At 71.8% G+C, this 24,212-nt stretch carries 26 protein-coding genes and 1 pseudogene; 21 read left to right on the forward strand and 6 right to left on the reverse strand.

Translation table 11 applies throughout. The features are described 5' to 3' along the window. Nucleotides 1–10: 10 nt before the first annotated feature. Entirely contained in the window at nt 11–1,504 is a 1,494-nt protein-coding gene (locus ACNTMW_RS07925) for an NAD-dependent malic enzyme (protein WP_426632752.1), read from the reverse strand. Nucleotides 1,505–1,654: 150 nt separating this feature from the next. Between ACNTMW_RS07925 and hflX the strand changes: the two genes are divergently transcribed. Both hflX and ACNTMW_RS07935 read left to right on the forward strand, forming a co-directional pair. After that, the gene (gene hflX, locus ACNTMW_RS07930; protein ID WP_426632753.1) at nt 1,655–3,157 is read left to right on the forward strand and encodes a GTPase HflX; all 1,503 of its coding nucleotides are present in this window, start codon (nt 1,655–1,657) and stop codon (nt 3,155–3,157) included. 177 nt (nt 3,158–3,334) lie between these two features. Then, nucleotides 3,335–4,723, forward strand: a complete 1,389-nt coding sequence (locus tag ACNTMW_RS07935; protein WP_426632754.1) for an SMP-30/gluconolactonase/LRE family protein — start codon at nt 3,335–3,337, stop codon at nt 4,721–4,723. A gap of 86 nt (nt 4,724–4,809) precedes the next feature. Here the strand turns inward: ACNTMW_RS07935 and lexA are convergent, their stop codons facing one another. After that, complete coding sequence (gene lexA / locus ACNTMW_RS07940) at nt 4,810–5,562, reverse strand: transcriptional repressor LexA (RefSeq protein ID WP_426632862.1); 753 nt, start codon at nt 5,560–5,562, stop codon at nt 4,810–4,812. A 608-nt stretch (nt 5,563–6,170) separates the two neighbouring features. On the opposite strand from lexA, the pseudogene nrdR reads away from it, so the two are divergent. From nrdR to ACNTMW_RS07960, 4 genes and pseudogenes are all read left to right on the forward strand, one after another. Next, nucleotides 6,171–6,605: pseudogene (gene nrdR / locus ACNTMW_RS07945) on the forward strand (transcriptional regulator NrdR); the annotation flags it as partial. Between the two features lie 267 nt (nt 6,606–6,872). Then, nucleotides 6,873–9,773, forward strand: coding sequence for a vitamin B12-dependent ribonucleotide reductase (locus ACNTMW_RS07950; RefSeq protein ID WP_426632755.1), 2,901 nt, complete (start codon nt 6,873–6,875; stop codon nt 9,771–9,773). Between the two features lie 308 nt (nt 9,774–10,081). Continuing rightward, nucleotides 10,082–10,459 (forward strand): PadR family transcriptional regulator, encoded by a 378-nt coding sequence (locus ACNTMW_RS07955; RefSeq protein WP_426632756.1) that lies wholly within the window; start codon nt 10,082–10,084, stop codon nt 10,457–10,459. Further along, nucleotides 10,446–11,159, forward strand: coding sequence for a hypothetical protein (locus ACNTMW_RS07960; RefSeq protein ID WP_426632757.1), 714 nt, complete (start codon nt 10,446–10,448; stop codon nt 11,157–11,159). The genes ACNTMW_RS07955 and ACNTMW_RS07960 overlap by 14 nt, the downstream gene beginning before the upstream one ends. Here ACNTMW_RS07960 and ACNTMW_RS07965 read toward each other — a convergent pair. After that, entirely contained in the window at nt 11,058–11,381 is a 324-nt protein-coding gene (locus ACNTMW_RS07965; protein ID WP_426632758.1) for an NUDIX hydrolase, read from the reverse strand. The two genes, ACNTMW_RS07960 and ACNTMW_RS07965, sit on opposite strands and share 102 nt — an antisense overlap. A 141-nt stretch (nt 11,382–11,522) precedes the next feature. Here ACNTMW_RS07965 and ACNTMW_RS07970 point away from each other — a divergent pair, with 141 nt between their 5' ends. The 10 genes from ACNTMW_RS07970 (at nt 11,523) to ACNTMW_RS08015 (ending at nt 16,383) form a co-directional block, all read left to right on the forward strand. After that, complete coding sequence (locus ACNTMW_RS07970; RefSeq protein WP_426632759.1) at nt 11,523–11,960, forward strand: hypothetical protein; 438 nt, start codon at nt 11,523–11,525, stop codon at nt 11,958–11,960. Continuing rightward, nucleotides 11,942–12,376, forward strand: a complete 435-nt coding sequence (locus tag ACNTMW_RS07975) for a type II toxin-antitoxin system VapC family toxin (RefSeq protein WP_426632760.1) — start codon at nt 11,942–11,944, stop codon at nt 12,374–12,376. Before ACNTMW_RS07970 ends, ACNTMW_RS07975 begins: the two co-directional genes overlap by 19 nt. Before the next feature lie 141 nt (nt 12,377–12,517). Beyond that, the gene (locus tag ACNTMW_RS07980; protein WP_426632761.1) at nt 12,518–12,640 is read left to right on the forward strand and encodes a hypothetical protein; all 123 of its coding nucleotides are present in this window, start codon (nt 12,518–12,520) and stop codon (nt 12,638–12,640) included. A gap of 355 nt (nt 12,641–12,995) precedes the next feature. Continuing rightward, on the forward strand, nt 12,996–13,307 hold the full coding sequence (gvpO, locus tag ACNTMW_RS07985; RefSeq protein ID WP_426632762.1) for a gas vesicle protein GvpO: 312 nt from the start codon (nt 12,996–12,998) through the stop codon (nt 13,305–13,307). Beyond that, complete coding sequence (gvpJ, locus tag ACNTMW_RS07990) at nt 13,304–13,747, forward strand: gas vesicle protein GvpJ (RefSeq protein WP_426632763.1); 444 nt, start codon at nt 13,304–13,306, stop codon at nt 13,745–13,747. Before gvpO ends, gvpJ begins: the two co-directional genes overlap by 4 nt. Further along, nucleotides 13,744–14,517 carry a GvpL/GvpF family gas vesicle protein gene (locus tag ACNTMW_RS07995; RefSeq protein WP_426632764.1) on the forward strand — a complete coding sequence of 258 codons (774 nt, stop codon included), beginning with the start codon at nt 13,744–13,746 and terminating at the stop codon, nt 14,515–14,517. The genes gvpJ and ACNTMW_RS07995 overlap by 4 nt, the downstream gene beginning before the upstream one ends. Beyond that, nucleotides 14,510–14,713, forward strand: a complete 204-nt coding sequence (locus tag ACNTMW_RS08000; protein ID WP_426632765.1) for a gas vesicle protein — start codon at nt 14,510–14,512, stop codon at nt 14,711–14,713. Before ACNTMW_RS07995 ends, ACNTMW_RS08000 begins: the two co-directional genes overlap by 8 nt. After that, on the forward strand, nt 14,710–15,066 hold the full coding sequence (locus tag ACNTMW_RS08005; protein WP_426632766.1) for a gas vesicle protein K: 357 nt from the start codon (nt 14,710–14,712) through the stop codon (nt 15,064–15,066). The genes ACNTMW_RS08000 and ACNTMW_RS08005 overlap by 4 nt, the downstream gene beginning before the upstream one ends. A gap of 61 nt (nt 15,067–15,127) precedes the next feature. After that, nucleotides 15,128–15,577: a gas vesicle structural protein GvpA gene (locus ACNTMW_RS08010; protein ID WP_426632767.1), complete on the forward strand. Its 450-nt coding sequence runs from the start codon at nt 15,128–15,130 to the stop codon at nt 15,575–15,577. After that, nucleotides 15,577–16,383, forward strand: coding sequence for a GvpL/GvpF family gas vesicle protein (locus tag ACNTMW_RS08015; RefSeq protein WP_426632768.1), 807 nt, complete (start codon nt 15,577–15,579; stop codon nt 16,381–16,383). The genes ACNTMW_RS08010 and ACNTMW_RS08015 overlap by 1 nt, the downstream gene beginning before the upstream one ends. A gap of 372 nt (nt 16,384–16,755) precedes the next feature. Here the strand turns inward: ACNTMW_RS08015 and ACNTMW_RS08020 are convergent, their stop codons facing one another. Continuing rightward, on the reverse strand, nt 16,756–18,255 hold the full coding sequence (locus ACNTMW_RS08020; RefSeq protein WP_426632769.1) for an APC family permease: 1,500 nt from the start codon (nt 18,253–18,255) through the stop codon (nt 16,756–16,758). 108 nt (nt 18,256–18,363) lie between these two features. On the opposite strand from ACNTMW_RS08020, the gene ACNTMW_RS08025 reads away from it, so the two are divergent. After that, nucleotides 18,364–18,828, forward strand: coding sequence for an Lrp/AsnC family transcriptional regulator (locus ACNTMW_RS08025; protein WP_426632770.1), 465 nt, complete (start codon nt 18,364–18,366; stop codon nt 18,826–18,828). 87 nt (nt 18,829–18,915) lie between these two features. Here ACNTMW_RS08025 and ACNTMW_RS08030 read toward each other — a convergent pair whose 3' ends face one another. Then, nucleotides 18,916–19,212, reverse strand: a complete 297-nt coding sequence (locus ACNTMW_RS08030) for a DUF6582 domain-containing protein (RefSeq protein WP_426632771.1) — start codon at nt 19,210–19,212, stop codon at nt 18,916–18,918. 258 nt (nt 19,213–19,470) lie between these two features. On the opposite strand from ACNTMW_RS08030, the gene ACNTMW_RS08035 reads away from it, so the two are divergent. The 4 genes from ACNTMW_RS08035 to ACNTMW_RS08050 all read left to right on the forward strand — a co-directional run bounded on the left by ACNTMW_RS08035 (nt 19,471) and on the right by ACNTMW_RS08050 (nt 23,487). Then, the gene (locus tag ACNTMW_RS08035) at nt 19,471–20,562 is read left to right on the forward strand and encodes an alpha/beta hydrolase (protein ID WP_426632772.1); all 1,092 of its coding nucleotides are present in this window, start codon (nt 19,471–19,473) and stop codon (nt 20,560–20,562) included. 44 nt (nt 20,563–20,606) lie between these two features. Then, nucleotides 20,607–21,623 carry an ADP-ribosylglycohydrolase family protein gene (locus tag ACNTMW_RS08040; protein WP_426632773.1) on the forward strand — a complete coding sequence of 339 codons (1,017 nt, stop codon included), beginning with the start codon at nt 20,607–20,609 and terminating at the stop codon, nt 21,621–21,623. Between the two features lie 6 nt (nt 21,624–21,629). Further along, on the forward strand, nt 21,630–22,805 hold the full coding sequence (gene lhgO / locus ACNTMW_RS08045) for an L-2-hydroxyglutarate oxidase (protein ID WP_426632774.1): 1,176 nt from the start codon (nt 21,630–21,632) through the stop codon (nt 22,803–22,805). A gap of 118 nt (nt 22,806–22,923) precedes the next feature. Beyond that, nucleotides 22,924–23,487 (forward strand): hypothetical protein, encoded by a 564-nt coding sequence (locus tag ACNTMW_RS08050; RefSeq protein WP_426632775.1) that lies wholly within the window; start codon nt 22,924–22,926, stop codon nt 23,485–23,487. 42 nt (nt 23,488–23,529) lie between these two features. Here the strand turns inward: ACNTMW_RS08050 and ACNTMW_RS08055 are convergent, their stop codons facing one another. Further along, nucleotides 23,530–24,210 (reverse strand): iron-dependent transcriptional repressor DtxR, encoded by a 681-nt coding sequence (locus ACNTMW_RS08055; RefSeq protein WP_426632776.1) that lies wholly within the window; start codon nt 24,208–24,210, stop codon nt 23,530–23,532. Between the last annotated feature and the right edge of the window lie 2 nt (nt 24,211–24,212).

Here is a 24,212-nt window from a genome sequence, read left to right on the forward strand (position 1 = left end):
CCCGCGACCGTCAGTTCACCGCCGGGTCCGGCACGTCGGGTACCTGGCCGATGGTGGTCCGCAGGATCTCCGACGCCGCACCGCCGGCGAACCCGTCGCCGGTCGTCACGTCCTCGCCCTTGGCGACGGCGCGGACGGCCGCGGCGACCGCCGGTGCGACCCGGGCGTCGAACACGCTGGGCACGATGACGCTGGCGTTGAGCTTGTCCGCGCCGACGGTGTCGGCGATGGCCCGGGCCGCCGCGAGCGCCATGTCGTCGGTGTACCCGCGCGCCTGCGCGTCGAGCATGCCGCGGAAGACGCCGGGGAACGCCAGGACGTTGTTGATCTGGTTGGGCTGGTCGGAGCGGCCGGTGGCGACGATCGCGGCGTGCTCGCGGGCCGCCCGGGGGTCCACCTCCGGGTCGGGGTTGGCCAGCGCGAACACGATCGAGTCCTTCGCCATCGTGGCGATGTCGTCGCCGGTGAGCAGGTTGGGGGCGCTGACGCCGATGAACACGTCGGCACCCCGGATCGCGCCGCGCAGGTCACCGGCGTAGTTGTCGCGGTTGGTGTGCTCGGCCAGCCACTGCCAGGACCCGCTCAGCCCCGGCATGCCGCGGTACAGGGCGCCCGGGCGGTCGGTGGCGATCAGGTCGCCGACGCCCTGGCGGAGCAGCAGCTTCATGATCGCGGTACCCGCGGCGCCGGAACCGGAGACCACCACCCGGACGTCGGCCAGTCGCTTGCCGACCACCCGCAGCGCGTTGGTGAGCGCGGCGAGCACGCAGATCGCCGTACCGTGCTGGTCGTCGTGGAAGACCGGGATGTCGAGCGCCTCGCGCAGGCGCGCCTCGATCTCGAAGCAGCGTGGCGCGGCGATGTCCTCGAGGTTGATTCCGCCGTACGCGGGCGCGAGAGCCTTCACGATGCTGACGATCTCGTCGGTGTCCTGGGTGTCCAGCACGACCGGCCAGGCGTCCACCCCGGCGAACCGCTTGAACAGGGCGGCCTTGCCCTCCATCACCGGCAGCGCGGCGGCCGGGCCGATGTTGCCCAGGCCGAGGACGGCCGATCCGTCGGTGACGACCGCGACGGTGTTGCGCTTGATCGTCAGGCGCCGGGCGTCCTCGGGGTTCTCGGCGATCGCGAGGCAGACCCGGGCCACGCCCGGCGTGTACGCCCGGGACAGCTCGTCGCGGGTGCGGAGGGCGACCTTCGAGGTGACCTCGATCTTGCCACCGAGGTGCAGCAGGAACGTGCGGTCGGAGACCTTGCGGACCTCGACGCCGTCCATGGCCTCCAGCGCGCCGACGACCTGGTCGGCGTGTGCGGCGTCGGCGGTGTCGCAGGTGAGGTCGGCGATGATGCGGGTGTGGTCGGAGTCGACCACGTCGAGGGCGGTGACGACGCCGCCCGCCTCGCCGACCGCGGTAGTGAGCCGACCGATTGCGGAGGCGTCCGCGGTCACGGCGGCCCGGATGGTAATGGAGAACCCGGCACTGGGAAGACGACGTACGGTCACGGCGTTCTATTTTGCGGGTTATCTCCCCGTCAGCAACGCCCACCCCGCCCGTATCGGCAGGCATCACGTGCGGTAACGGGGGTACGCAAACCCTGGCGGCCCGCAAATTGCGGGTGCGCCGCCTGTGACGACATGACACGATCGGAAGCGATGCGAGAAACCAACCTGACATCCGCGTACGACCTGGACCTCGAGCTCGACCTCGACGATCTGGGCGGGCGGCCGGGCCAGGGCCGCGACGGCGCGGACCTCGACGACGCCACCACCGGCGAGCTGGAGCTCGAGGAGCGTCACGCGCTGCGCCGGGTCGCGGGCCTGTCGACGGAACTGTCCGACATCACCGAGGTCGAGTACCGGCAGCTACGGCTGGAGCGGGTCGTCCTGGTCGGTGTCTGGACCGAGGGCACCGCCACGGACGCCGACAACAGCCTCGCCGAGCTGGCGGCGCTGGCCGAGACGGCCGGCTCGCAGGTGCTCGACGGGCTGATCCAGCGGCGCGGCCGGCCCGACCCCGCCACCTACATCGGCCGGGGCAAGGTCGCCGACCTGCGCAGCGTGGTCGTGGCCACCGGTGCCGACACGGTGATCTGCGACGGCGAGCTGTCCCCGTCCCAGCTGCGCAACCTCGAGAACGAGGTCAAGGTCAAGGTCATCGACCGGACCGCGCTCATCCTGGACATCTTCGCCCAGCACGCCAAGAGCAAGGAGGGCAAGGCCCAGGTCGAGCTGGCCCAGCTGCAGTACCTGCTGCCCCGCCTGCGCGGTTGGGGTGAGGCGATGAGCCGGCAGGCCGGTGGCTCCGCCAGCGGCAACGGCGGGGTGGGTCTGCGTGGCCCCGGTGAGACCAAGCTCGAGACCGACCGCCGGCGCATCCGTACCCGGATCTCCCGGCTCAAGCGCGAGATCGCCGGCATGGCCACGATCCGTGAGACCAAGCGGGCCGGTCGCCGCGAGCGCCGGGTGCCGAGCGTCGCGATCGCCGGCTACACCAACGCCGGCAAGTCCAGCCTGATCAACCGGTTGACCGGCGCCGGGCTGCTGGTGGAGAACGCCCTGTTCGCCACCCTCGACACCACGACCCGCCGGGCCCGCGCCACCGACGGCCGGATCTACACGCTGTCGGACACCGTCGGGTTCGTCCGGCACCTGCCGCACCAGCTGGTCGAGGCGTTCCGCTCGACGCTGGAGGAGGTGGCCGAGGCCGACCTCGTGCTGCACGTGGTCGACGCCAGCCACCCCGACCCCGAGGAGCAGGTCCGCGCGGTACGTGAGGTGCTCGCCGAGGTCGGCGCCGACACGGTCGCCGAGCTGCTGGTGGTCAACAAGACCGACGCGGCCGACGAGGAGACCCTGCTGCGCCTCGCGCGGGAGTGGCCGGAGGCCGTCTTCGTGTCCGCGCGTACCGGGGCCGGCGTCGCCGAGGTACGGGCGGCCGTCGAGGACCGGCTGCCGTGGCCGGCCGTCGAGGTGTACGCCTGCGTGCCGTATGACCGGGGCGACCTGGTTGCGCGGGTGCACTCCACCGGCGAGGTGCTCGGCACCGAGCACACCAGCGACGGGACCGTGCTGCACGTCCGGGTGGCCGAGGGTCTGGCGGCGGAGTTGGCGCCGTATGCGCTGGTCGGCCGATCCGCGGCGGGCCATGTGGCGTAGTTGAGGCCGGGCCGTACCCCGAATCGACAACACCTCTGCCAAACTGATCCGATGCGACGAGTGGGGTTGGTGGTCATCGGGTTATGGGTTGCCGTCTTCGGACTGGTGACCCCGGCGGGTGCCGAGCCGAGCCCGACGGCGGCTGCTGCGGGCTCGGCTCCCGAAACCGTCTGTACGTTGACCGACAACCGGCTGACCGGCGTCACCGGGCTCGTCGCGACGTCGGAGGGGTTCGTGGTGGCGACCACCGGGGCGGAGTCCGCCGCCCGGCGGCTGTACTACCTGGACAGCAAGTGCAAGCAGCTGCGCCAGCCGCTGTCGTACCCGGCGGCCAACCCCGCCCGCGATCCGCAGGACCTGGCGGTCGCCTCCGACGGCACGGTGTGGGTGGCCGACACCGGTGACAACTCCACGAACAACGCCGACCGCCGGGACACCATCGCGCTGTGGAAGGTGCCGCCCGGCGGCGCCGCCCCGGTCATCCACCGCCTGGCATACCCCGACGGTGAGCACCACGACGCCAAGGCGCTGCTGTTCGGGGCCGGGGACACGCCGGTCATCGTGACCAAGGAGACCAGCGGCACCACGCAGATCTTCCAGCCGACCGCGGAGTTGCAGCCCGGGAGCAAGCAGGGCGTGCCGCTCAAGAAGGTCGGCGTGTGGAACCCGAAGCGCACCGGCACCTCCAACAGCATGGGTACCGTCGGTCAGTTGCTGGTGACGGGCGGCGCCCAGTCACCCGACCGCAAGCGGGTCGCGCTGCGGACGTACTCCGACGCGTACGAGTGGACCGTGCCCGACGGCGACATCGTCAAGGCGATCACGACCACCGAGCCGCGGGTGACTCCGCTGGCCAGTGACCAGCAGGGCGGTGAGTGCCTGGCCTACAGCCCCGACGGCAAGACGTTCCTGACCTGTTCGGCCCTGGGCGGCGCCAAGATCCTGCGGTACCAGCCGGCGGCCGCGACCGCTGCGGCCACCCCGGCGGCCGACAAGTCGGCCCAGACGGGTGACACCCGCTCCTGGTACCAGAAGCTGTCGCTGCCTCAGATCATCAACCTGGTGGCCGGCGTCGGCGTGCTGGGCCTCATCCTGGTGGTGGTCGGCGTGATCGGGATCCGGCGGTCGCGCAAGGTGCGGCGGGCGGCGATCGAGGAGCAGGGGGCCGACCGGCCGGCCGGCGGAGACGGAACCGGATCGGCGACGCCGTCGGGCGGCAACCGTCCGCCGGTCGCGGCGGCCACCGCTGCTGCTGGCCCTCGTCCGTCGGTGCCGCCCGGCGGAAACCGTCCCGCGGCTGCCGCGGCCGGTCCCCGGCCACCGGCCGGTCCCCGGCCACCGGCCGGGCCGATGCCGCCGGCCGGTGGCATGAACCCCGGCCGGCCGGGACGTGCCGTGGGCGCGCCGCCCTCGCCGCCGCAGCGCGGCGGCGGCGCGCCGCCGTCCGGCGGCGGAAATGTCTACGGTGGCGGTCCGGCCCGGCCCGGTTACGACCAGACACCGGGGAACCGGGAGTACTTCCAGCCCGGGTATCACTCCGGACACGACGGTGACGGTCGCTACTGAACACCTCAGGGCCCGCTGATCGTTACTGAAAAGGGCCCCGGGGCGCGTTGCCAGCGCCCCGGGGCCCTTTTCCGCGTGTCCGGAGGTCAGATCCGGCGCAGGACGGCGACGACGCGGCCCAGGATGGTGGCGTCGTCACCCGGGATCGGCTCGAACGCCGGATTGTGCGGCAGCAACCACACGTGCCCGTCGCGGTTGCGGTACGTCTTGACCGTCGCCTCGCCGTCCAGCATCGCGGCGACGATCTCGCCATTGTTGGCGGTCGGCTGCTGGCGCACCGCTACCCAGTCGCCGTCGCAGATGGCGGCGTCGATCATCGAGTCACCCTTGACCTGTAGCAGGAACAGGGTGCCTTCGCCGACGAGTTCGCGGGGGAGCGGGAAGACGTCCTCCACCGCCTGCTCGGCGAGGATCGGGCCACCGGCCGCGATCCGGCCCAGCATCGGCACGTAGGCCGGGGCGGGGCGGGCGGCGCGGGCGGCCTCCTCCTGCTCGGCGACGAGGTCGCTGGGCGGGCGCACGTCGACCGCGCGCGGCCGGTTGGGGTCGCGCCGCAGGTACCCCTTCCGCTCCAACTCCTTGAGCTGGTAGGCCACGCTCGACGGCGAGACCAGGCCGACGGCCTCACCGATCTCGCGGACGCTCGGCGGGTAGCCGTTGCGGTCGACCGCGCCGCGGATGAACTCCAGGATCCGCCGCTGGCGTTGGGTCAGATCGGCCGCGACGAGGTCGGGGAAGGCGGTCACGACCGACGTGACGGGGCGGATCTCCGGCTGGCCACCGCGCTTGCCGGCGCCGCGCCGGGCCGCGGTGCGGCCGCCGCGCGGCGCTGAGGGGATCGCCGTACCGGCGGGGCGGCCCGGGGTGGGCGCGTGGTCGGGGGTGGTGCCGGGGTCGGGGTCAGGGCCCCGGCCGTCGGTCTGGCGCCCGCTCGCGGGGTCGTCGGTGGCCACGTCCATCCTCCTTGTCGCAGCGACGGTCCGGGTGGGGGCCCGCTCCGTGGTGCGTGATCGATATGCCGAATGAACCTAGCCGCCCGATCCGGCACTTTCAAACATCTGTACTACTCCGTCCGGCGTGTCGCGGCGTGGCGGCTCGACGCGGCTTGGCCGGCTCTGATACATCACATCGTACGTCCGTTCGATAGAACGCGTGTGCGAAGGGGTGTCGTTTCGGACACGAGGTGCGATCGGCCAGCGACCGAATCCGTTCCCGCGCGTTAGACACGCGACACGCGCCACGGATAGGGCGTTTTAACTTGCGAATGATCGGCGCACCGCCTAACGTCAGCCCCTAGATGTAGTAGTCCAGTGGTACGAGATGCCCACAGGTTGGGGTTTCGCGCTCACGGTTCATCCACTCGTCATACACGGTGACGCCCCCCCCTGGCGGGTCGGTGTCGCTGTGTTCGGCATGCCCGCGCCCACGCAGGAGAGGCCCTCAGACCATGCGCTGCCCGTACTGTCGGCACCCGGACTCCCGGGTCGTCGACTCACGCGAGGCCGACGACGGCCAGTTGATCCGTCGTCGCCGCTCCTGCCCGGAGTGCGGCCGCCGGTTCACCACGGTCGAGGAGGCCGTGCTCGCCGTGGTCAAGCGCAGTGGCGTCACCGAGCCGTTCAGCCGCTCGAAGATCATCACCGGGGTGCGCAAGGCCTGCCAGGGCCGGCCGGTCGACGACGACGCGCTCGCCGTGCTGGCCCAGCGGGTCGAGGAGGCCGTCCGGGCGCGCGGCGCCGCCGAGGTGCCCAGCCACGAGGTCGGCCTGGCCATCCTCGGACCGCTGCGCGAGCTGGACGAGGTGGCATACCTGCGCTTCGCGAGCGTCTACCGGTCGTTCGACTCCCTGGGTGATTTCGAGCGCGAGATCGCGGCGCTGCGGGTCGACCGGGGTCGGGCCGAGCGGGAGCAGGCCGATCGGGTGGACCGGACCGACCGGGTGGACCGGACCGACCGGGTGGACCGGGAGCGGGCCGACCGGACACCCGGGGCGGGACGTACGGTCGCGGCGGCCCCGAGCGGCTGACGCGAGCGGGTGCGCCGGCGCGGCGCGCCGACCCGGCAACCGCAGCCGGGCTCGAAGTGTGACGGAAAAAGACGAGGACGACAGCACACGGGGTCGTCACGCATTCGGCAGGACCATTCAAAGATGGTGGGGGAAGGTATGACAGAGGCAGTACGCACGTCGTCGGGCAGGGCACGCGGGGGGAGCGGTGCCGCCAAGAACGGCACCGCCAAGGCGGCCGGCGCCCGGGGGCTGCAGGTCGCGCGGGTGTGGACCACCGAGGGTGTCCACCCGTACGACGAGGTGACCTGGGAGCGCCGCGACGTCGTGATGACGAACTGGCGGGACGGCTCGGTCAACTTCGAGCAGCGCGGCGTGGAGTTCCCCACCTTCTGGAGCGTGAACGCCGCGAACATCGTCACGACCAAGTACTTCCGTGGCGCCGTGGGCACCCCCGAGCGGGAGGCGAGCCTCCGCCAGCTCATCGACCGGGTGGTGAACACCTACCGGGAGGCCGGGGAGCAGCACGGGTACTTCGCCTCGCCCTCCGACGCCGAGATTTTCGCCCACGAGCTGACCTGGATGCTGCTGCACCAGGTGTTCAGCTTCAACTCGCCGGTGTGGTTCAACGTCGGCACCGCCTCGCCGCAGCAGGTCAGCGCCTGCTTCATCCTGTCGGTCGACGACTCGATGGACTCGATCCTCGACTGGTACAAGGAAGAGGGCTTGATCTTCAAGGGCGGCTCCGGATCGGGTGTGAACCTGTCGCGCATCCGCTCGTCCAGGGAGCTGCTGTCGTCCGGCGGCACCGCGTCCGGCCCGGTGAGCTTCATGCGGGGCGCCGACGCCAGTGCCGGGACGATCAAGTCCGGTGGCGCCACCCGCCGCGCGGCCAAGATGGTCATCCTCGACGTCGACCACCCCGACATCCAGGAGTTCGTCTCGACGAAGGCGCGCGAGGAGGACAAGATCCGCGCCCTCCGCGACGCCGGCTTCGACATGGACCTGGGCGGCAACGACATCGTCAGCGTCCAGTACCAGAACGCCAACAACTCCGTCCGCGTCTCCGACGAGTTCATGCGGGCCGTGGAGTCGGCCGGGACGTTCGACCTGCGCGGCCGCCTCGACGGCAAGGTCATCGAGACGATCGACGCCAAGAGCCTGTTCCGGGCGATCGGCCAGGCCGCGTGGGAGTGCGCCGACCCGGGTCTGCAGTACGACGACACGATCAACGACTGGCACACCTGCCCGGAGACCGGCCGGATCACCGCGTCCAACCCGTGCAGCGAGTACCTGCACCTGGACAACTCCTCCTGCAACCTCGCCAGCCTCAACCTGATGAAGTTCCTGCGCTCCGACGGCTCGTTCGAGGTCGAGAAGTTCGTCAAGTCGGTGGAGTTCGTCATCACCGCCATGGACATCTCGATCTGCTTCGCCGACTTCCCGACCGAGAAGATCGGTGAGACCACCCGCGCCTACCGGCAGCTCGGCATCGGGTACGCCAACCTCGGCGCGCTGCTGATGGCCAGCGGCCTGGCGTACGACTCCGAGGCGGGCCGCTCGCTTGCCGCCGGGATCACCAGCCTGATGACCGGTACGGCCTACCGCCGCTCGGCCGAGCTGGCCGGCATCGTCGGCGCGTACGACGGGTACGCCCGCAACGCCAAGCCGCACAAGCGGGTCATGCGCAAGCACGCGGCGGCCAACGACGCGATCCGCCCGCTCGGCGCGGTCGACACCGTGATCGTGGACGAGGCCAGCAAGCAGTGGCAGCGGTGCCTGACGATCGGCGAGAAGAACGGCTGGCGCAACTCGCAGGCCAGCGTGCTCGCCCCTACCGGCACGATCGGCCTGATGATGGACTGTGACACCACCGGTGTCGAGCCCGACCTGGCGCTGGTCAAGTTCAAGAAGCTGGTCGGCGGCGGCTCGATGCAGATCGTCAACCAGACCGTGCCGCGGGCCCTGCGCACCCTGGGGTACCAGGAGGAGCAGGTCGAGGCGATCGTCGAGTACATCTCCGAGCACGGCCACGTCGTCGACGCGCCGGGCCTCAAGCCGGAGCACTACAGCGTGTTCGACTGCGCGATGGGCGAGCGGGCGATCGCGCCGATGGGGCACGTGCGGATGATGGCGGCGATCCAGCCGTTCATCTCCGGCGCGATCTCCAAGACGGTCAACATGCCGGAGTCGGCCACCGTCGAGGAGGTCGAGCAGATCTACTTCGAGGGCTGGAAGCTCGGCCTGAAGGCGCTCGCGATCTACCGCGACAACTGCAAGGTCGGCCAGCCGCTGTCCAACGCCAAGCAGGCGAAGAAGGAAGAGCCGGCCGCCGTCGCGGTCGCCGAGCCGGAGAAGGTCATCGAGTACCGGCCGGTGCGCAAGCGGCTGCCGAAGAAGCGCCCGTCGCAGACGGTGTCGTTCTCGGTCGCGGGTGCCGAGGGTTACCTCACCGCGTCGTCCTACCCGGACGACGGCCTCGGCGAGGTCTTCCTGAAGATGTCCAAGCAGGGCTCGACCCTCGCGGGCGTCATGGACGCGTTCTCGGTGGCCATCTCCATCGGCCTGCAGTACGGCGTGCCGCTGGAGACCTACGTCAGCAAGTTCACGAACATGCGGTTCGAGCCGGCGGGCATGACCGACGACCCGGACATCCGCATGGCCTCGTCGGTGATGGACTACATCTTCCGCCGCCTGGCACTGGACTTCCTGCCGTACGAGCGCCGCGCCGAGCTGGGCATCCTCACCGCCGCCGAGCGGGCGCAGCAGCTGCGCGAGGAGAGCGGCGAGGCGTCGGTCGACCTGACCGAGATGGCGTCGTCGGCTCCGGTCGAGTACGTGCCGGTGGAGAGGCCGGCCGCCGCGCCGGCCCCGGCGGAGGCCCCGGCTCCGGTGAAGGCCGCGCACTCCTCGACCGAGCTGCTGGAGCTGGTGCAGGGCATGGCGGCCGACGCCCCGCTCTGCTTCACCTGCGGCACGAAGATGCGGCGGGCCGGTAGCTGCTACGTCTGCGAGGGCTGCGGCTCGACCAGCGGCTGCAGCTGAAACCCCGCCTTATTGCATCTGATGCACCATACGAGGCGCGTGGTCGACGCGTGAAAACGCCTTGACCGAAGGGCGGTGTCGGGTTTCCCGACACCGCCCTTCTGCATGTCAGGTGCGCAGTGACCTTGTCGTCTGGTGCACCGACGCAACGATGTTGCATCGGATACAACAAGGCGTCGGAGCGTGCAGCAGGATTGGCAGCCCTTCATCGCTGAGGTCGAGAACGCCGCCGCGGCGGCCTCGGCGGCGACGGATTCCCGCTCGTGAGGTACTAGGCATCACCTAGTACCGGCACTACTATGTGTCACATGACACCGGATCCGGACCGTCGCACGCAGCTGCTGCGGGGTGCGCTGGACACCTGTCTGCTGGCACTCCTGGCACAGAAGCCCACCCACGCCTACGGCCTCGTCGTCCTGCTGGAGCAACACGGGCTACCGGGCGTCGGCTACGGCACCGTCTACCCCTTGATGGGGCGCCTGCGCCGCCAGGGCCTGGTCAGCGAGCGCAGCGAGCCCAGCCCCAGCGGTCCACCTCGAAAGATCTTCGAGGTCTCACCTGCCGGGGCTGAGGCGCTCGCCGAGTGGGCCCGCCAGTGGGTCGACACGACTTCCGCCATCACCGGGCTCCTGGCGTCGGTCGGAGCCCTCGACACCCGAGAGGTGAGCTCACGTGTCCATCCCTGACAGCGGGCCCATCCGCACCGAGCAGATCCAAGCCGTGACCGCGGAGCTGGACCGCCGGCTCCGACGGATGCACCTCTCCCGGCGTGACCGGCGGACGGTCGTGGACGAAGTCCGAGCTGACCTGGAGACGGCTGCCGCCGAGGGGGTGAACCCCGAAGCCCTGGTCGGACCAGACATCGACGCGTTCGCGCGGGAGGCGATCGAGGCGGGCGGGTACCGCCCGTGGCCTCGCGACTACCCTCGCGTCCTGGTTGGTGGCCTCCTCGCGGCAAGCGTGGCCGTTGTCGCCGCGTACTGGCTCATCGTCGGGGTGGTCCAGCCGGCCTTCGCCTCCTGGTTCACGCTGGAAGGCAGGTATCCGACTGCCGGCCCGGTCGTCGTCTTCGGCGCCATCGCCCTGACCGGGTTGCTCGGCGCCCTCGCCGGCCTGAAGTGGCTCTTGGCCGGTCGACCGGCCGCCCGACCGACGCTGAGAAGAGCTGCCCTGCTATTGCCGATCGGTGCAGTTGCCGGCATCGCCGCCGTGGTCGCCGTGGCCCACGACCCGGACTACCGCTCCACCCTCGGCACTGTGACGCTTCAGGTGCTGTTCGTGGTGCTAGGCGTCGTCCTGGCCCTGGGCGTCGCCCGGTGGTGGGCGGTCCGCGCGACCACCGACCGCGATGGCGCGGCCAGCATTTCTCACGCCGCATGGAACTGACCTCGGGGCCAGAGCCGGCCTCGGTGCTGGCCGCATCACCTGTGTGCGGACGCCGGTCTCCTCAACCACTTCCCGCTGGGCGGCCTGGGCCGGGTCCTCGTCGGGGTCGATGTGGCCACCGGGGTAGAGCCACCGGCCGAGCTTGTTGTGGTGCACCAGCAGCGCCCGTTCGTGGTCGTCGAAGACGATCGCTGAAGCGGTGAAGTGGCGGATGCCGGCCATGACCTGGTTCCTCCATGGGCAAGGGTGGCGACCCGTCCGGCCGCCCGCTCTATGGCGGAGTCGGTCAGGCCGTATCGGCTTTGGCTAGAACGCGGACTTCCGGGACCGACGTTAGGTTGCTACCGGCGGTAGCATTGCTGCATGAGTGCAGCAGCCGCTCCACCATTCTCGCCGCACGAGGACGGTCCGGCCGCAGAAGCCGGTTCGGCCGCAGAAGCCGGTTCGGTGGGCGAGATTGTCCGGTTGCTCGACGACCTCCGTCACGGTGGGACGGACTCCCGCGAGCTTCAGGATGCGGCTGCCCGGCTCATGGCCGCGCTGGAATCCGATCCTGGTCGACGGCTCAAGCTGGTGGGGCGTGCTCGCAAGGTTAGCGTGTCGATGCCTGCGGACCTCGCGGACGCCATCCAACGGCGGGTGGGGCGTGGAGCGTTCAGCCAGTACGTGACCGATGCCGTCGCGCGCCAACTCGAGCTGGATCTTCTGGGAGAGCTTTCCGCACTGCTGGCTTCCGAACATGGTCCGGTCTCCGATGAACTGCTGGCCGAGGCGAGGCGCTCGTGGCCCGACGAGCGGTAGGCCTCGGCGGCACGCTGGTCCTGGACAGCGAAGGGCTGGTCAAGCTGGCGGCTGGTGACGCGCGGGTGCGCGCCTATCTCGAGAGCGCGCGTGAACGCGGTGCCCGGGTGACGGTCAGCGCCATCACCCTCGCGGAGGTGCTGCGCGGTGGCCCCCGGGACGCTGCGGTTCACCGTGTGCTGTCCCGGATCGTGGTTCAGCCGGTAAGCGCCGACGTTGGTCGACATGCCGGTGACCTACTTGGAATGACGGGTTTGTCGGGGCACCGGTGTGCCATCGACGCGGTGGTGGCTGCGATGGCGCTGGCGGCGGCCCGGCCCGTGGTGCTGCTGACCAGCGACCCGGACGACCTGAACATGCTGGTGGAAGAGTCGAGCCGAGCAAAGGGCGAGCGGGTCGTCGTCGTACACGTGTGAGTTGGCCTGGGGACAAGACCCGAGCACGGCGCGCCCGATTCGGCTCCGACCACGTCCGCCTGACCGTCGACACGTTCCCGCGGACCATGTTCTGCTACCGGACGGTGCCTTCGAGCCGGCCGCCTTCGAGGTGCGGACCGCGTGTTACTGATCGCGCTGGCCGAGGTCGACGACGGGTACACCTTCGACGACCACATCGGTGCGGGCCGGTCGCGACGTCGGCACCGCCCCTCTCGATGGTCACGTATGGGCCGCCGCGCGTGATGACGGCAGGCCGGGTGAAGCGCTGATCATCTCCGTACGGCGGGCCGGATCCGCCGACACGGTGTCGCCAGTCCATCGTGGACATTTCTGGTTCCGGGCCGGCCCGGTCGTCCGGTACTCCGGGTGTGATTACGCCAAGTAATGAGAATGGCGCTTCTTGGTAATATCTGGTACTCATTTGTCAATTGTGGACATAATGAAGGTCACGTTTATTCGCGCTTGAGCATGCATATCGATGTAGTTCGCGCAATATGACACATACGACCATACTCCTCGATAGTCGACCTGTCTATGTCTCATTCCACAGAGGGTTACATATCCCCTGAGCTGCGCATACGTGGCACAATTCGCTGTTATGGCGCGAAGTAACGATCAGGGTGAGATTAGCCAAAAAGGACAGTCACCCCCACCCCTGACCCTCGCGCAGGTCGCCCGGGTGGCCATGCGTGAATTCGTGGAGTTCACCGGACTCGATCCTGCGGCCATGACCGGGGCGCGGCCCGATGGTGACGGATGGTCACTGCTCGTCGACGTCACGGAGCTCGAACGGATCCCGGCGACCAGCAGCGTCATGGCCACCTACCGGATCGACACCGACCGGTCCGGACACATCGTCTCGTACGAGCGGCTCCGCCGCTTCTCCCGGAACGCGACTGATCCGTCATGAACCCAGAACCACGAACCAGCCAGGTACGGCAGAGCCAGTACGCCGTCGCGTCGCCGCGGTTCGGCGCCCAGCGGACGGACTCGCTGGCGGACATCCTCGAACGCGTCCTCGACCGCGGCGTGGTGATCGTCGGCGACATCGTCGTCGGCGTGGTCAACGTCGAACTGCTGACGCTGAAGGTGCGGCTCCTCGTCGCCTCCGTCGACACCGCAAAGGAGATGGGCATCGACTGGTGGATGAACGACCCGTCGCTCAGCTCGAAGGCGGCCCGGGAGCGCGACGCGCTGGAGGCGGAGAACCGCGACCTGCGCGGCCGGTTGGACGCCCTGGAACGCCGCCTCGGCACGGGGGACACGCAGGAGCGTCGCCTCGAGTCCGGGGAGGCACCCGAGGCCGGGGAGACATCGGAACGTAACCCCGAACCGGGGGAGGCGTCATGACGCCCGAGCGCGCCCTGTACCTGTACGCCGCCACCTCCGGCGACTGCGCCGTCGCGGACCTGTACGGAATCGGCGACGAGCCGGTCGACATCCTCGTCGCGGACGGTCTCGGCCTCGCCGTCAGCGACGTGACCACGGCCGAACTGGCCGCCGTGAACGACGACTCCGCCGACCCGCGCCTCGTGGCGGTGCTGGCCCAGCGGCACGACTCGGTCATCCGTACGGTGACCGCCGCCGCGACCGCCGTCCTGCCCTTCCGGCTCGGGATCGTCGTCACCGACCGGGAGGCCGCGCACCGTTTCCTGACCGTCCGCGCGGACGCGCTCCGATCCGGGCTGGCCCGCGTCGCCGGCTGCGACGAGTGGGGGGTCACCGTCCGCGACGACGGCGACCCGGCCGCCCAGAGCGGCGGCGAACCGGTACCGGCCGGTACCGGCGGGGCCGCGCCGGGCGCCGGTGCCGCGTACCTCGCCCGGCGCCGGCAGCACTTCGACCGGCTGGAGCAGCGCCGCCGTGCGGCGCGGGAACTCGTCGCCGAGATGGAGGACGCGCTGGCCGGGATCGCCGGGGACTCGGCGCCCGGACGGCGGGAGGGAAGCCTCCTGCTCGACCGCGCCTACCTGGTACGCCGGGACGAGCAGCCCAGGTTCGTGGAGATCCTCGACGCGTGCGGCGACCGGCTGGCCGCCGACGGGTTCGCGCTGCGGGTGACCGGGCCGTGGCCGCCGTACTCGTTCGTCACCGACCTGGAGGTGACGGCGGATGGCTGACTCACTGCCGCTGCCGGCCCGCCACGCCGGCGCCGCCGACCTGGTCGACCTCCTCGACCGGGTCATCGACCGGGGCGCCGTCGTCGTCGGTGACATCGTCATCGGGCTGGCCGGCATCGACCTGATCCGGCTCGACGCGCGCCTGCTGCTCGTCGCGGTGGACCGCCTCGCGTCCGACGGGCGGGACGACCGATGACCGGGCCGGGGACGCCGGGCGACCCGGCTTGGGAACCGGGCGGCACGTTGCGGTTCAACATCGACCCCGACGATGCCGGGCGCGGACTCGGCCGGCTCGTCATCGCCCTGCTGGAGATCGTTCGCCAGCTCCTCGAGCGCCAGGCCCTGCGGCGGGTGGACGCCGGCTCGCTGACCGACGACGAGGTCGAGCGGCTGGGCCGGGCGCTGATGGCGCTGGACGAGCGCTTCGCCGAGCTGCGGGAGATCTTCGACATCTCCGCCGACGACATCCGGCTGTCCAACGACGCGGTGGACCGGCTGGCGCCGACCGAGGCGCCACCGGCCGAGGCGCCACCGGTCGAGAGGAGTTAGCCGGGAAGCCGAGAAGGGCTGGCCGCACCGAGGAGCGTCAGCCGAACCCCTACCGGAAGAGGTGAGAACGATCAGCTCGTATTCAGGAGTAACGCGCGCTCCACGGCCGAGCGGACTGGCCGACGTACTGGAGCTCATTCTCGACAAGGGGATCGTCATCGACGCGTACGTGCGCGTCTCGCTCGTGGGCATCGAACTGCTCACCATCGACGCCCGCATCGTGATCGCGAGCGTCGACACCTACCTGCGCTTCGCCGAAGCGGTCAACCGGCTGGACCTGCAGCCGGAAGGGCAGGTGACCGGCCTGCCGGGGCTGGTGCAGGGGATCACCAACGGAGTCACCGAGGGCGCCGCCAAGCACAAGACGCGGGGCGTGCTGGGCGGTGTCAAGGAGACCATCAGCGACGCGGCCGACGCCCTCCTGCACGGCGACGACGACCGGGACAGCCGGCGGGTACCCGCCCGGCGGGCATCCGGCAGCCGCCGCGCCCGGGCGGGGGAGGACGGGTGATGCCGGTCCTGGTCTACGGCATGGTGCGCGCCGGCCACCCGGACCCGCGGGACCTGCCCGGTGTGGGCGGGCCGGCCGCCCCGGTCCGGCTGGTACGGTCCGGCCAGGTGGCGGCAGCCGTGAGCGACGTGGCCGGCGACACGGCCGGTACGGAGTCACGCGACCCCGACCTGGCCGAGGTCGAGCTGCGTGACACCGACGCGGTCGGGTACCTCGACGTCATCACCGCGCTGCTGCCGGACGGTCCGGTGCTGCCGGTCCGGTTCGGCACGGTGGCGCCGGACGACGACTCCGTCCGCACCGAGATCATCGAGCCGGAGCATGACCTGCTCACCGGCCGCCTCGACGCCCTCGACGGGCTGGTCGAGGTCAAGCTGGACGTCGTCGTCGACGAGGACGCCGGGATCCGGCAGGCGGTCGCCGGCGACCCGCACCTACGCCGCCTGGTCGAGCGGTCCCAAACCAACGGGGCGCTGGACGTCCGCATCGGTCTCGGTGAGGAGATCAGTCGGGCCCTGGACGCCCGCCGCGGCGCCCTCACCGACCGGGTCCTGACCGACCTCGGCGCGGTCGCGGTGTCGCACGTCGTCCGGCTGCCCGACGACGTGACCGTGGCGCGCTACGCGTTCCTGGTACCCGCCGCGCGACTCGCCGACGTCGACGACGCGGTACGCCGCCTGCGGGCCGATCTCGGCGACGGCTACGAGATCGGGTACGTGGGCCCGCTGCCGGCCTTCGACTTCATCGACTCCATCGAGGACGCGCCGGGGCCACAGGAGCCCGCCCATGGGCGGTGGGGCTGGTGACCATGACGGTGGGGAAGGGGAACGAACGGTGAAGGACAGTGTGAAGCTCGGTGCGGCCGTCGCCGGCGGCTACCTGCTGGGCCGTACGAAGAAGGGCAAGGCCGCGATCGGCCTGGCGCTCTGGCTGAGCGGGACGCGGATCGGCAACCCGCGGGAGGTGCTCGCGCGACTGGCGGCCGTTCCCGAACTGGCCGAGTTGGCGGCGCACGTGCGCGGTCCGCTGCTGGTGGCGGCGCACCGCGCGGCGACCGCCACCCTGGAGTCCCGTACCGCGGCGCTGACCGACTCGCTTCAGCAGCGGACGTCCCGGTTGCTCGCGGCGGCCGGTGCCACGGACGACGACGCCACCGACGAGGCCGACGACGACTATGACTATGACGAGTACGACGACGACGACGACGACGACGCCGACGACGCCGACGACGCCGACGACGCCGACGACGCCGACGACGCCGACGACGCCGACGACGCCGACGACGCCGACCTCGACGAGGAGGAGATCGACGACGAAGCCGTAGCGGAGGAAGAGCCGGAGGTGCCGGCCACCCGTCGCCGCCGGTCCCGGTAGTCGGCCCCGGGACACCGGGCGGACGGTACGGCGTACCGGGCGAACAGCAGCGCGGCGGCGGCCAGCCCGACCGGCAGGACCAGCAGTGCGCCGCAGAAGACCAGGATCGCCGTGGTGCACAGGACCCCGGCGAGGGCGCAGTACCACAGGGGACCGCGACGGGGCAGCAGCCTCGTCGCGGCGAGCATCCCGGCGACGGTGACCGCGGCCAGGCAGGCCGACGTGGCGCGCAGTTGGGTGTCCAGGTCGATCGGCAGCGCGACGGTGGCGACGGCGACGGCGCCGGACAGGGCCGCGAGAAGGCCGAGACTGCGCCGGGGTACGTCCCCGGTCGCGCCGCCGTGGGCGAGCCAGCCGGGCAGGGCGCCGTCGCGGCCGAGCGCGGCGCCGAGGCGTACCCCGCCGGCCACGTAGGTGTTGACCGCGCCGAACGTCAGGAAGAGCGCGGCCGTGGCGGTGACGGCCCGGGCCGGACCGCCCACGCCGACCGTGAGCAGCGCCGTCAGCGGCATACCCGTGGTGCCGGCGCCGGTGCCGAGCACGCCGATCGTCGTGGCGGCCAGGCCGAGGTAGAGCACCGTGACGACGACCAGGGTCAGGACGGCCGCCCGGGGCAGGTGCCGGCGCGGGTCGCCGAACTCGGCCGACAGGTGGATCGCGGCCTCCCACCCGGCGACGGCGAAGAACAGCACGCTGGCGGCGGTCCCCACCGAGGACCAGCCGTGCGGGGCGAACGGCGTGAAGTGGTGGCGGTCGGCGTGGGGTAGCGCGGTCACGATCGTGCCGACCAGCAGGGCGACCAGCACGCTGACCAGGGCCAGTTGTAACCGGCCCGAGAACCGCAGCCCGACCAGGTTGCCGCCGAAGGCCGTGGCCAGCAGCAGACCCGCGACGACCGGCGCGCCCGCGCCGCCGAGGTCCAGGGCGGCTGCCACGTACCGGCCCCCGATGAGTGCCCCGGCGACGGCGCCCACGGGTACGGCGAAGTAGAACCACCACCCGACGACGACGGCGGCGCGCCGGCCGAACGCCCGACCGACGAGGGCGGACACCCCGCCCGCGTCGGGGTGCCGGCCGGCGAGTGCGGCGAACACGAGCGCCGTCGGCGCGCTGAGGGCCAGCAGGCCGATCCAGGAGAGCAGGGACGCGGGCCCGGCGGTGGCCGCCGCCAGCGAGGGCAGGGCCAGTACGCCGGGGCCGAGCACCGCGCCGACGTACAGGGCGGTGCCTTCGGCGAGGCCGAGGCGGTGCGGCGGCGGTACCGCGCGCCGCGGTGCGGTGACCGGCGAGGTCGACCAACTCATCAGCGTCTCCGTCACATGGGTGCCTGTGACGGTGAAAGCTAGCCACATGAGCAATGGAAAGTGATGGTCGCCGACCATTTGCGCGGCGTACCCGCCAAAATAGCGCCCGTGGACGAACTTGATTCGGCGATCATCCGTCATCTCCAGCAGGATGCGCGGCAGACCAACCGGGAGCTGGCCCGCCGGCTGGGCGTGGCTCCCTCCACCTGCCTGGAGCGGGTGCGAGCGCTCCGGGAGCGTGGAGTCATCACCGGATATCGGGCCACGGTCAGCCTGCCCGCCCTCAACCGGAGGGTGCAGGCGCTGCTGTCGGTGCAGGTCCGGCCGCTCAGCCGGGAGGTCATCGAGGGCTTCAAGGCGTACGTGACCGGCCTGCCGGAGGTGCTGTCGGTGTTCGTGGTGGCGGGCGGGGATGACTTCCTCGTCCACGTCGCGGTGCAGGACGTCGACTCCCTGCACGCCTTCCTCATGGACCGTTTCAGCAAGCGCCGGGAGATCGTCAACTTCCGCAGCTCGGTGATCTACCAGCACACCAGCAACACCGTGATCGCCCCGCTGACCGCGACGGAGTGACGCACCCGGCCGGACCGGTTGCCGCCCCATCGTGTGACCGGGCCGGGCCGGGTACGTCAGCACCGGCTGTGCTCGCGCCGGCTGTCGTCAGTGCGCCGGGTTGCGGGTGTGCGGCCGCGTGCCGAGCTGGCGCCAGTCGTCCTCGGCGATGTCGACGTCGTAGTGTTTCGCCGCCGCCCGGATGTTGGCGAACGCCTGGTCGCGTTCGGCGTCGCTGACGCCCTGTACCTGGTCGAAGCGGGCCAGCGCGGTGCGGACGTGGGCCGCGTCGGTCAGTGGTTCCTTGCGCTTGTCGGGGAATGCGTACGCGCTGTCGGGTAGTTCCTTACGCTGGGTGGTGGACAGCTCCCCGTGCTCCCCGTGCGGTTTCCACGTGGTCTTCATCTCTCCCAGGGTGCCCCCGGTGCCGGGCCGCTACACGTACTCAGCGCCGCTTCACGTCCTCAGAGCCGCTTCACGTACTGAGAGTCACTGATCATCCGGTTCCCGCCGGTACCCTCGTGGTCGCGGGTGCGGACCCCTACGGTTCGTGATCGAACGGTCGCGCGGATGTGCGCGTCAGTCCGACCCGCCGACGACGTCGAACCCGCGCACCGTCGGCTTCGTAACGGACATGAGACACCCGACGTCAGGAGGCGACGAATGCGGCTGTCCGGCACCCCCCGGCGCCTGGTACTCCGGCTGACCCGCGACGTGGCGACCACGGCCCTGGCCGTTGTCGTCGGTTTCGGCGGCTGGCTGTTCGGACCGGTCGAGGCCGCGGCCGCCGCCAGCGCCTCCGCCGCGTTGCCCGGGACCGCCGCGTGGCGCGGTGACCGGATCGCCGGCCGGTCCTTACCGGACCCGCTGCGGGCCACGCCGGCCGAGGTGGCCCGCTTCTTCTCCGGCCTGAGCGGGGCCGACCGGACCGCGCTGGCCGACCGGTACCCCGCGATCGTCGGCAACCTCGACGGCGCGCCGCTGGAGCTGCGGTTCGCGGTCAACGCGCGCCGTTCGTCGTGGTCGCCCGAGCGCCAGCTGATCGAGTACGACCCGCGCGGCAGCGGACACGTAGCCGAGGTGATCGGCGACCTCGCCACCGCCGACCGGATCGCCGTCATCGTCCCCGGCCTGAGCAACCGGCTGGCCAACTTCGACCGCGGCTGCGCCGGCCGGCAGCGCCGGGCGCCGTCCTGGCAGGCCCGCCAGCTCCACGACCAGATGCGCGCGCTCGACGGTACGGCCCGGATCGCGGTGATCGCCTGGCTGGGGTACGACCCGCCGGAAGGCATCGGGCGCGAGGCCGCCCGCGAGGAGCGGGCCCGAGCCGGAGCCACCGCGCTGACCCGGTTCGTCGCCGGGCTCGGCGCGTACCGGCCCGCCGCCACGGTGACGGTGGTCGGGCACAGCTACGGTTCGGTCGTCGCGGGCCTCGCCGCGCCGGCACTGGACCCCCGGGTACCCGACATCGTCGCTCTGGGGAGCCCGGGCATGGGCGTGGAGCGGGCGGCCGAGCTGCGTACCACCGCGCGGGTCTGGGCGGGCAGCACGCTGTCGGACTGGACCCGGGACGTGCCCGGTGTCCGGATCTTCGGTGCCGGCCACGGCACGCTGCCGTTCGACGCCGCGTTCGGCGCCCGGCCGCTGCCGGTCGGCAACGTGGTCGAGCATGACGGCTACTTCGTGCCCGGTTCGGACTCGCTGCGCGCCGTCGCGGAGATCGCGCTCGGCGCGCCCGACACCGTCGGCCGGTAGCCGGCCTGGCGCCGCGACCCCGGCATCGGGCATGCTGAGTCGCGATGGCCACCGCAGCACATGATCGCGCATCGGGGAGCCTGTACGGTCTGGCGTTCGGCGACGCGCTCGGTGCGCCGACCGAGTTCATGCCGTACGAGCGGATCGTCGAGGTGTACGGGCCGGGCGGCCCGCGGGAGCTGGTCGGCGAGCCGGCACGGGTCACCGACGACACCCAGATGGCCCTCGCGTTCGCCTCGGCGCTGTACGCCGCCGCCCTGGAGGAGTGGCCGCTGAGCCCGGAGCGGCTCGCCGCGCAGACCCGGGAGGCGTTCGTCCGCTGGGCGGTGAGTCCGGACAACAACCGCGCGCCCGGCATGACCTGCCTGCGCGCCTGCGGCGGACTCGCCGAGGGTCTGCGCTGGCAGGACGCCACGGTCAAGGACTCCAAGGGCTGCGGGGCCAACATGCGGGTCACCCCGGTCGGCCTCGCGCCCGGACTGGCCGACGCCGACCGCGCGGGGGCGGCCCAGTTGCAGGCGGCGCTGACCCACGGCCACGCCACCGGGCTCGCCGCGAGCGAGCTGACCGCGTTCGCCGTCTGGTGGCTGCGGGAGGGGATCCGCCCGGCGGACCTGCCCGCCGCGCTGCGCGAGCGGGCCGCCAGCCAGCGTGAGGTGTACCACGAGCGGTGGCTGGGCGACCTGTGGCGGCGCCCCGGGGTCACCGATCCGGTCGGGTACATCGCGCGCGGCTGGGACGAGTGCCTGGCCACGCTCGACCGGCTGGACGCGGCCCTCGCCGCACCCGACCGGGCCGCCGACCCGTGCCTGGCCACCGGCGCGGGCTGGGTCGCCGAGGAGGCCCTGGCCACCGCCCTGTACTGCTTCCTGCTGTACCCGGACGAGCCGGTCACCGCGATCGCCCGGGGCGCCGCCTCGTCCGGTGACTCCGACTCGATCGCCTGCCTCGCGGGTGCGTTCGCCGGCGCCGCCCACGGGATGGCGGCGTGGCCGGCCGGCTGGGTCGCCCGCATCGAGTACGGCGACCGGTTGGCCCGGTACGGCGCGGCCTGGGACTGAGCCATCGTGGGTACGCGGTACGTGGTGATCGGTGGCGGCATCGTCGGGCTGGCGGTGGCGTACCGGCTGGTGTCCGACCGGCCGGGCGCAACCGTGACGGTGGTCGAGAAGGAGTCGGCGGTCGGCGCCCACCAGACCGGACACAACTCCGGCGTCATCCACGCCGGCGTCTACTACCGCCCCGGCAGTCTGAAGGCGCGGCTGTGCCGGGCCGGCAGCGCGTCGATGGTGCGGTTCTGCACCGAGTACGGCATCCCGGTCTCCGTCTGCGGCAAGCTGATCGTCGCCACGGCCGGCGACGAGGTGCCCCGGCTGCACGCCCTGCACTCCCGCGCCCTGGCCAACGGGCTGCCGGTGCGCCTCCTGAGCCCTGCCGAGGCCCGCGGGTACGAACCGCACGTCACCTGCGTCGCGGCGATGCACGTCGCGTCGACCGGGATCGTCGACTTCGGCGCGGTCTGCGAGCGGCTCGCGACGCTGCTCACCGAGGCCGGCGCGCAGGTGCGGACGGGGGAGCGGGTGGTGGCGCTGCACGACGGGGTCGTGGCGACCACGGCCGGTGAGATCCGCGCCGACGCGGTGGTCAACTGCGCCGGCCTGCACGCCGACCGGATCGCCGCGCTGGCCGGCGTCGACGTGCCGGCGCGGATCGTGCCGTTCCGGGGCGAGTACCACGAGCTGCGGCCGGAGCGGCGGTTCCTGGTCAACGGCCTGATCTACCCGGTACCCGACCCGGCCCTGCCGTTCCTCGGCGTCCACCTGACCCGCATGATCGACGGCAGTGTGCACGCCGGGCCGAACGCGGTGCTGGCGCTGGCCCGGGAGGGGTACCGGTGGTCGCGCGTCGACCCGCGCGACGTCCTCGACGCGGTGAGCTACCCCGGCCTGTGGCGGTTGGGCCGCCGTCACCTGCGGTACGGCCTGACCGAGCTGGGTCGGTCGCTGTCGCGGCGGCGGTTCGCGGCGAGTCTGGCCCGGCTGGTGCCCGAGATCGGCGTCGACGACCTGCTGCCCGCGGCGGCCGGGGTACGGGCGCAGGCCGTCCGGCCGGACGGGTCACTGGTCGACGACTTCCTGATCGTGCGGCACGGCCGGCAGGTACACGTGCTCAACGCGCCGTCGCCGGCCGCGACCAGTTCGCTGGAGATCGCCCGACATATCACGGCACAGCTACCGGATTAGCGATCTTCGCCTGATCGTGATGGAAAGCCCGCTTCCCCCGCCGGCGCGGCACACCGTACGGTGATGCCTCGGCGAGGGGAGACGTCGGGTGTCGAGATGGCGGCCAACGATGGACCGGATGGCGTTCGTGTCCAGGGCGCTCGGCGTGCTCTCGGCCGGTGCGGTGCTGCTCGCGGCCGCCGGCTGCGGTGGCAACCGGGATGCCGCCCGGTTCGCCGCGGCCGGCACGCCGTCGACCCGGGTACCGGCGGCCGCCGCGGGCGGAGCCTGCTACCTGCTGGAGTACGAGACGATCGAGCAGACCGTCGGGACCGCCTTCGACGTCGCGGCCGCCAGTACGTCCACGGAGACGTTCACCTGCGTCCTGCAGGCCAGCGGCCAGAGCCTGCCCGACCTGATCCTCTCGGTGACGCCGGTCGCCGCGGACGTCGCCGTGTTCACCTCGACCGTGGCGCCCAAGGACTCGGCGGGAGTGGAGGAGCTGGGCCGGGTCGGGTACACGGCCGCCCTGGCGCCCGCCGCCGGCACCGGCCCCGGCGTGGAGGTCGGCTGGCTGTCCGGCAACGGCCGGCTGCTCGTCCTGCGGTACCGCTGCCCGGCGCAGGTCTCGCCGGAGGAGGCCGCCGCGCTGACGCCGAAGCTCGTCACGCTGGCGCGGAAGGTCGACCAGAACAGCGTGTGAGCGCGGTAGCCCTCAGGTAGCGGTAGCCCCCAGGCACGGGACTCAGCCGACCGCGACGAACACCCGCGAGGCGACCTCGCGGGGGAGCCTGATCTCCTCGCCGCCCCGGTCGACGCGGACCGCGTCCCGTTCCTGGGCCACCGTGACGCGGGCGCCCGGGTCGATCCCGGCAGCGTGCAGCTGGCGCAGCACGTCCGCGTCGGTCTGCACGCTCTCGCAGATGCGGCTCACCACGACCGGCCCGGCCAGGCCGGGGAAGGCCAGGTTGCGTTCGCCGTCGGCGACGAGGGCGCTCGGCTCGGTGCCGTCGAACTCGCTCAGCCCGGGGATGGGGTTGCCGTACGGCGAGCGGGTGGGCCGTCCGAGCAGCTCGTACACCCGCTGCTCGACCGACTCGCTCATCACGTGCTCCCAGCGGCAGGCCTCCTCGTGGGCCTCCTCGTAGGGCATCCCGATGACGTTGACCAGCAACAGCTCGGCGAGGCGGTGCTTGCGCATGACCGCGACCGCGTACGCGCGTCCGGCATCGGTGAGCACGAGATGCCGATCACCTTCCACGGTCAGCAGGCCGTCGCGCTCCATCCGCGACACGGTCTGGCTGACCGTCGGGCCGCTCTGGCGCAGCCGTTCCGCGATACGGGCACGCAGCGGCCGGACGCCCTCCTCCTCAAGTTCGAGGATTGTCCGGAGATACATCTCCGTGGTGTCGACCAGCTCGTTCACAA

The organism is Planosporangium spinosum, assembly GCF_049999945.1.
Classification (GTDB): domain Bacteria; phylum Actinomycetota; class Actinomycetes; order Mycobacteriales; family Micromonosporaceae; genus Planosporangium; species Planosporangium spinosum.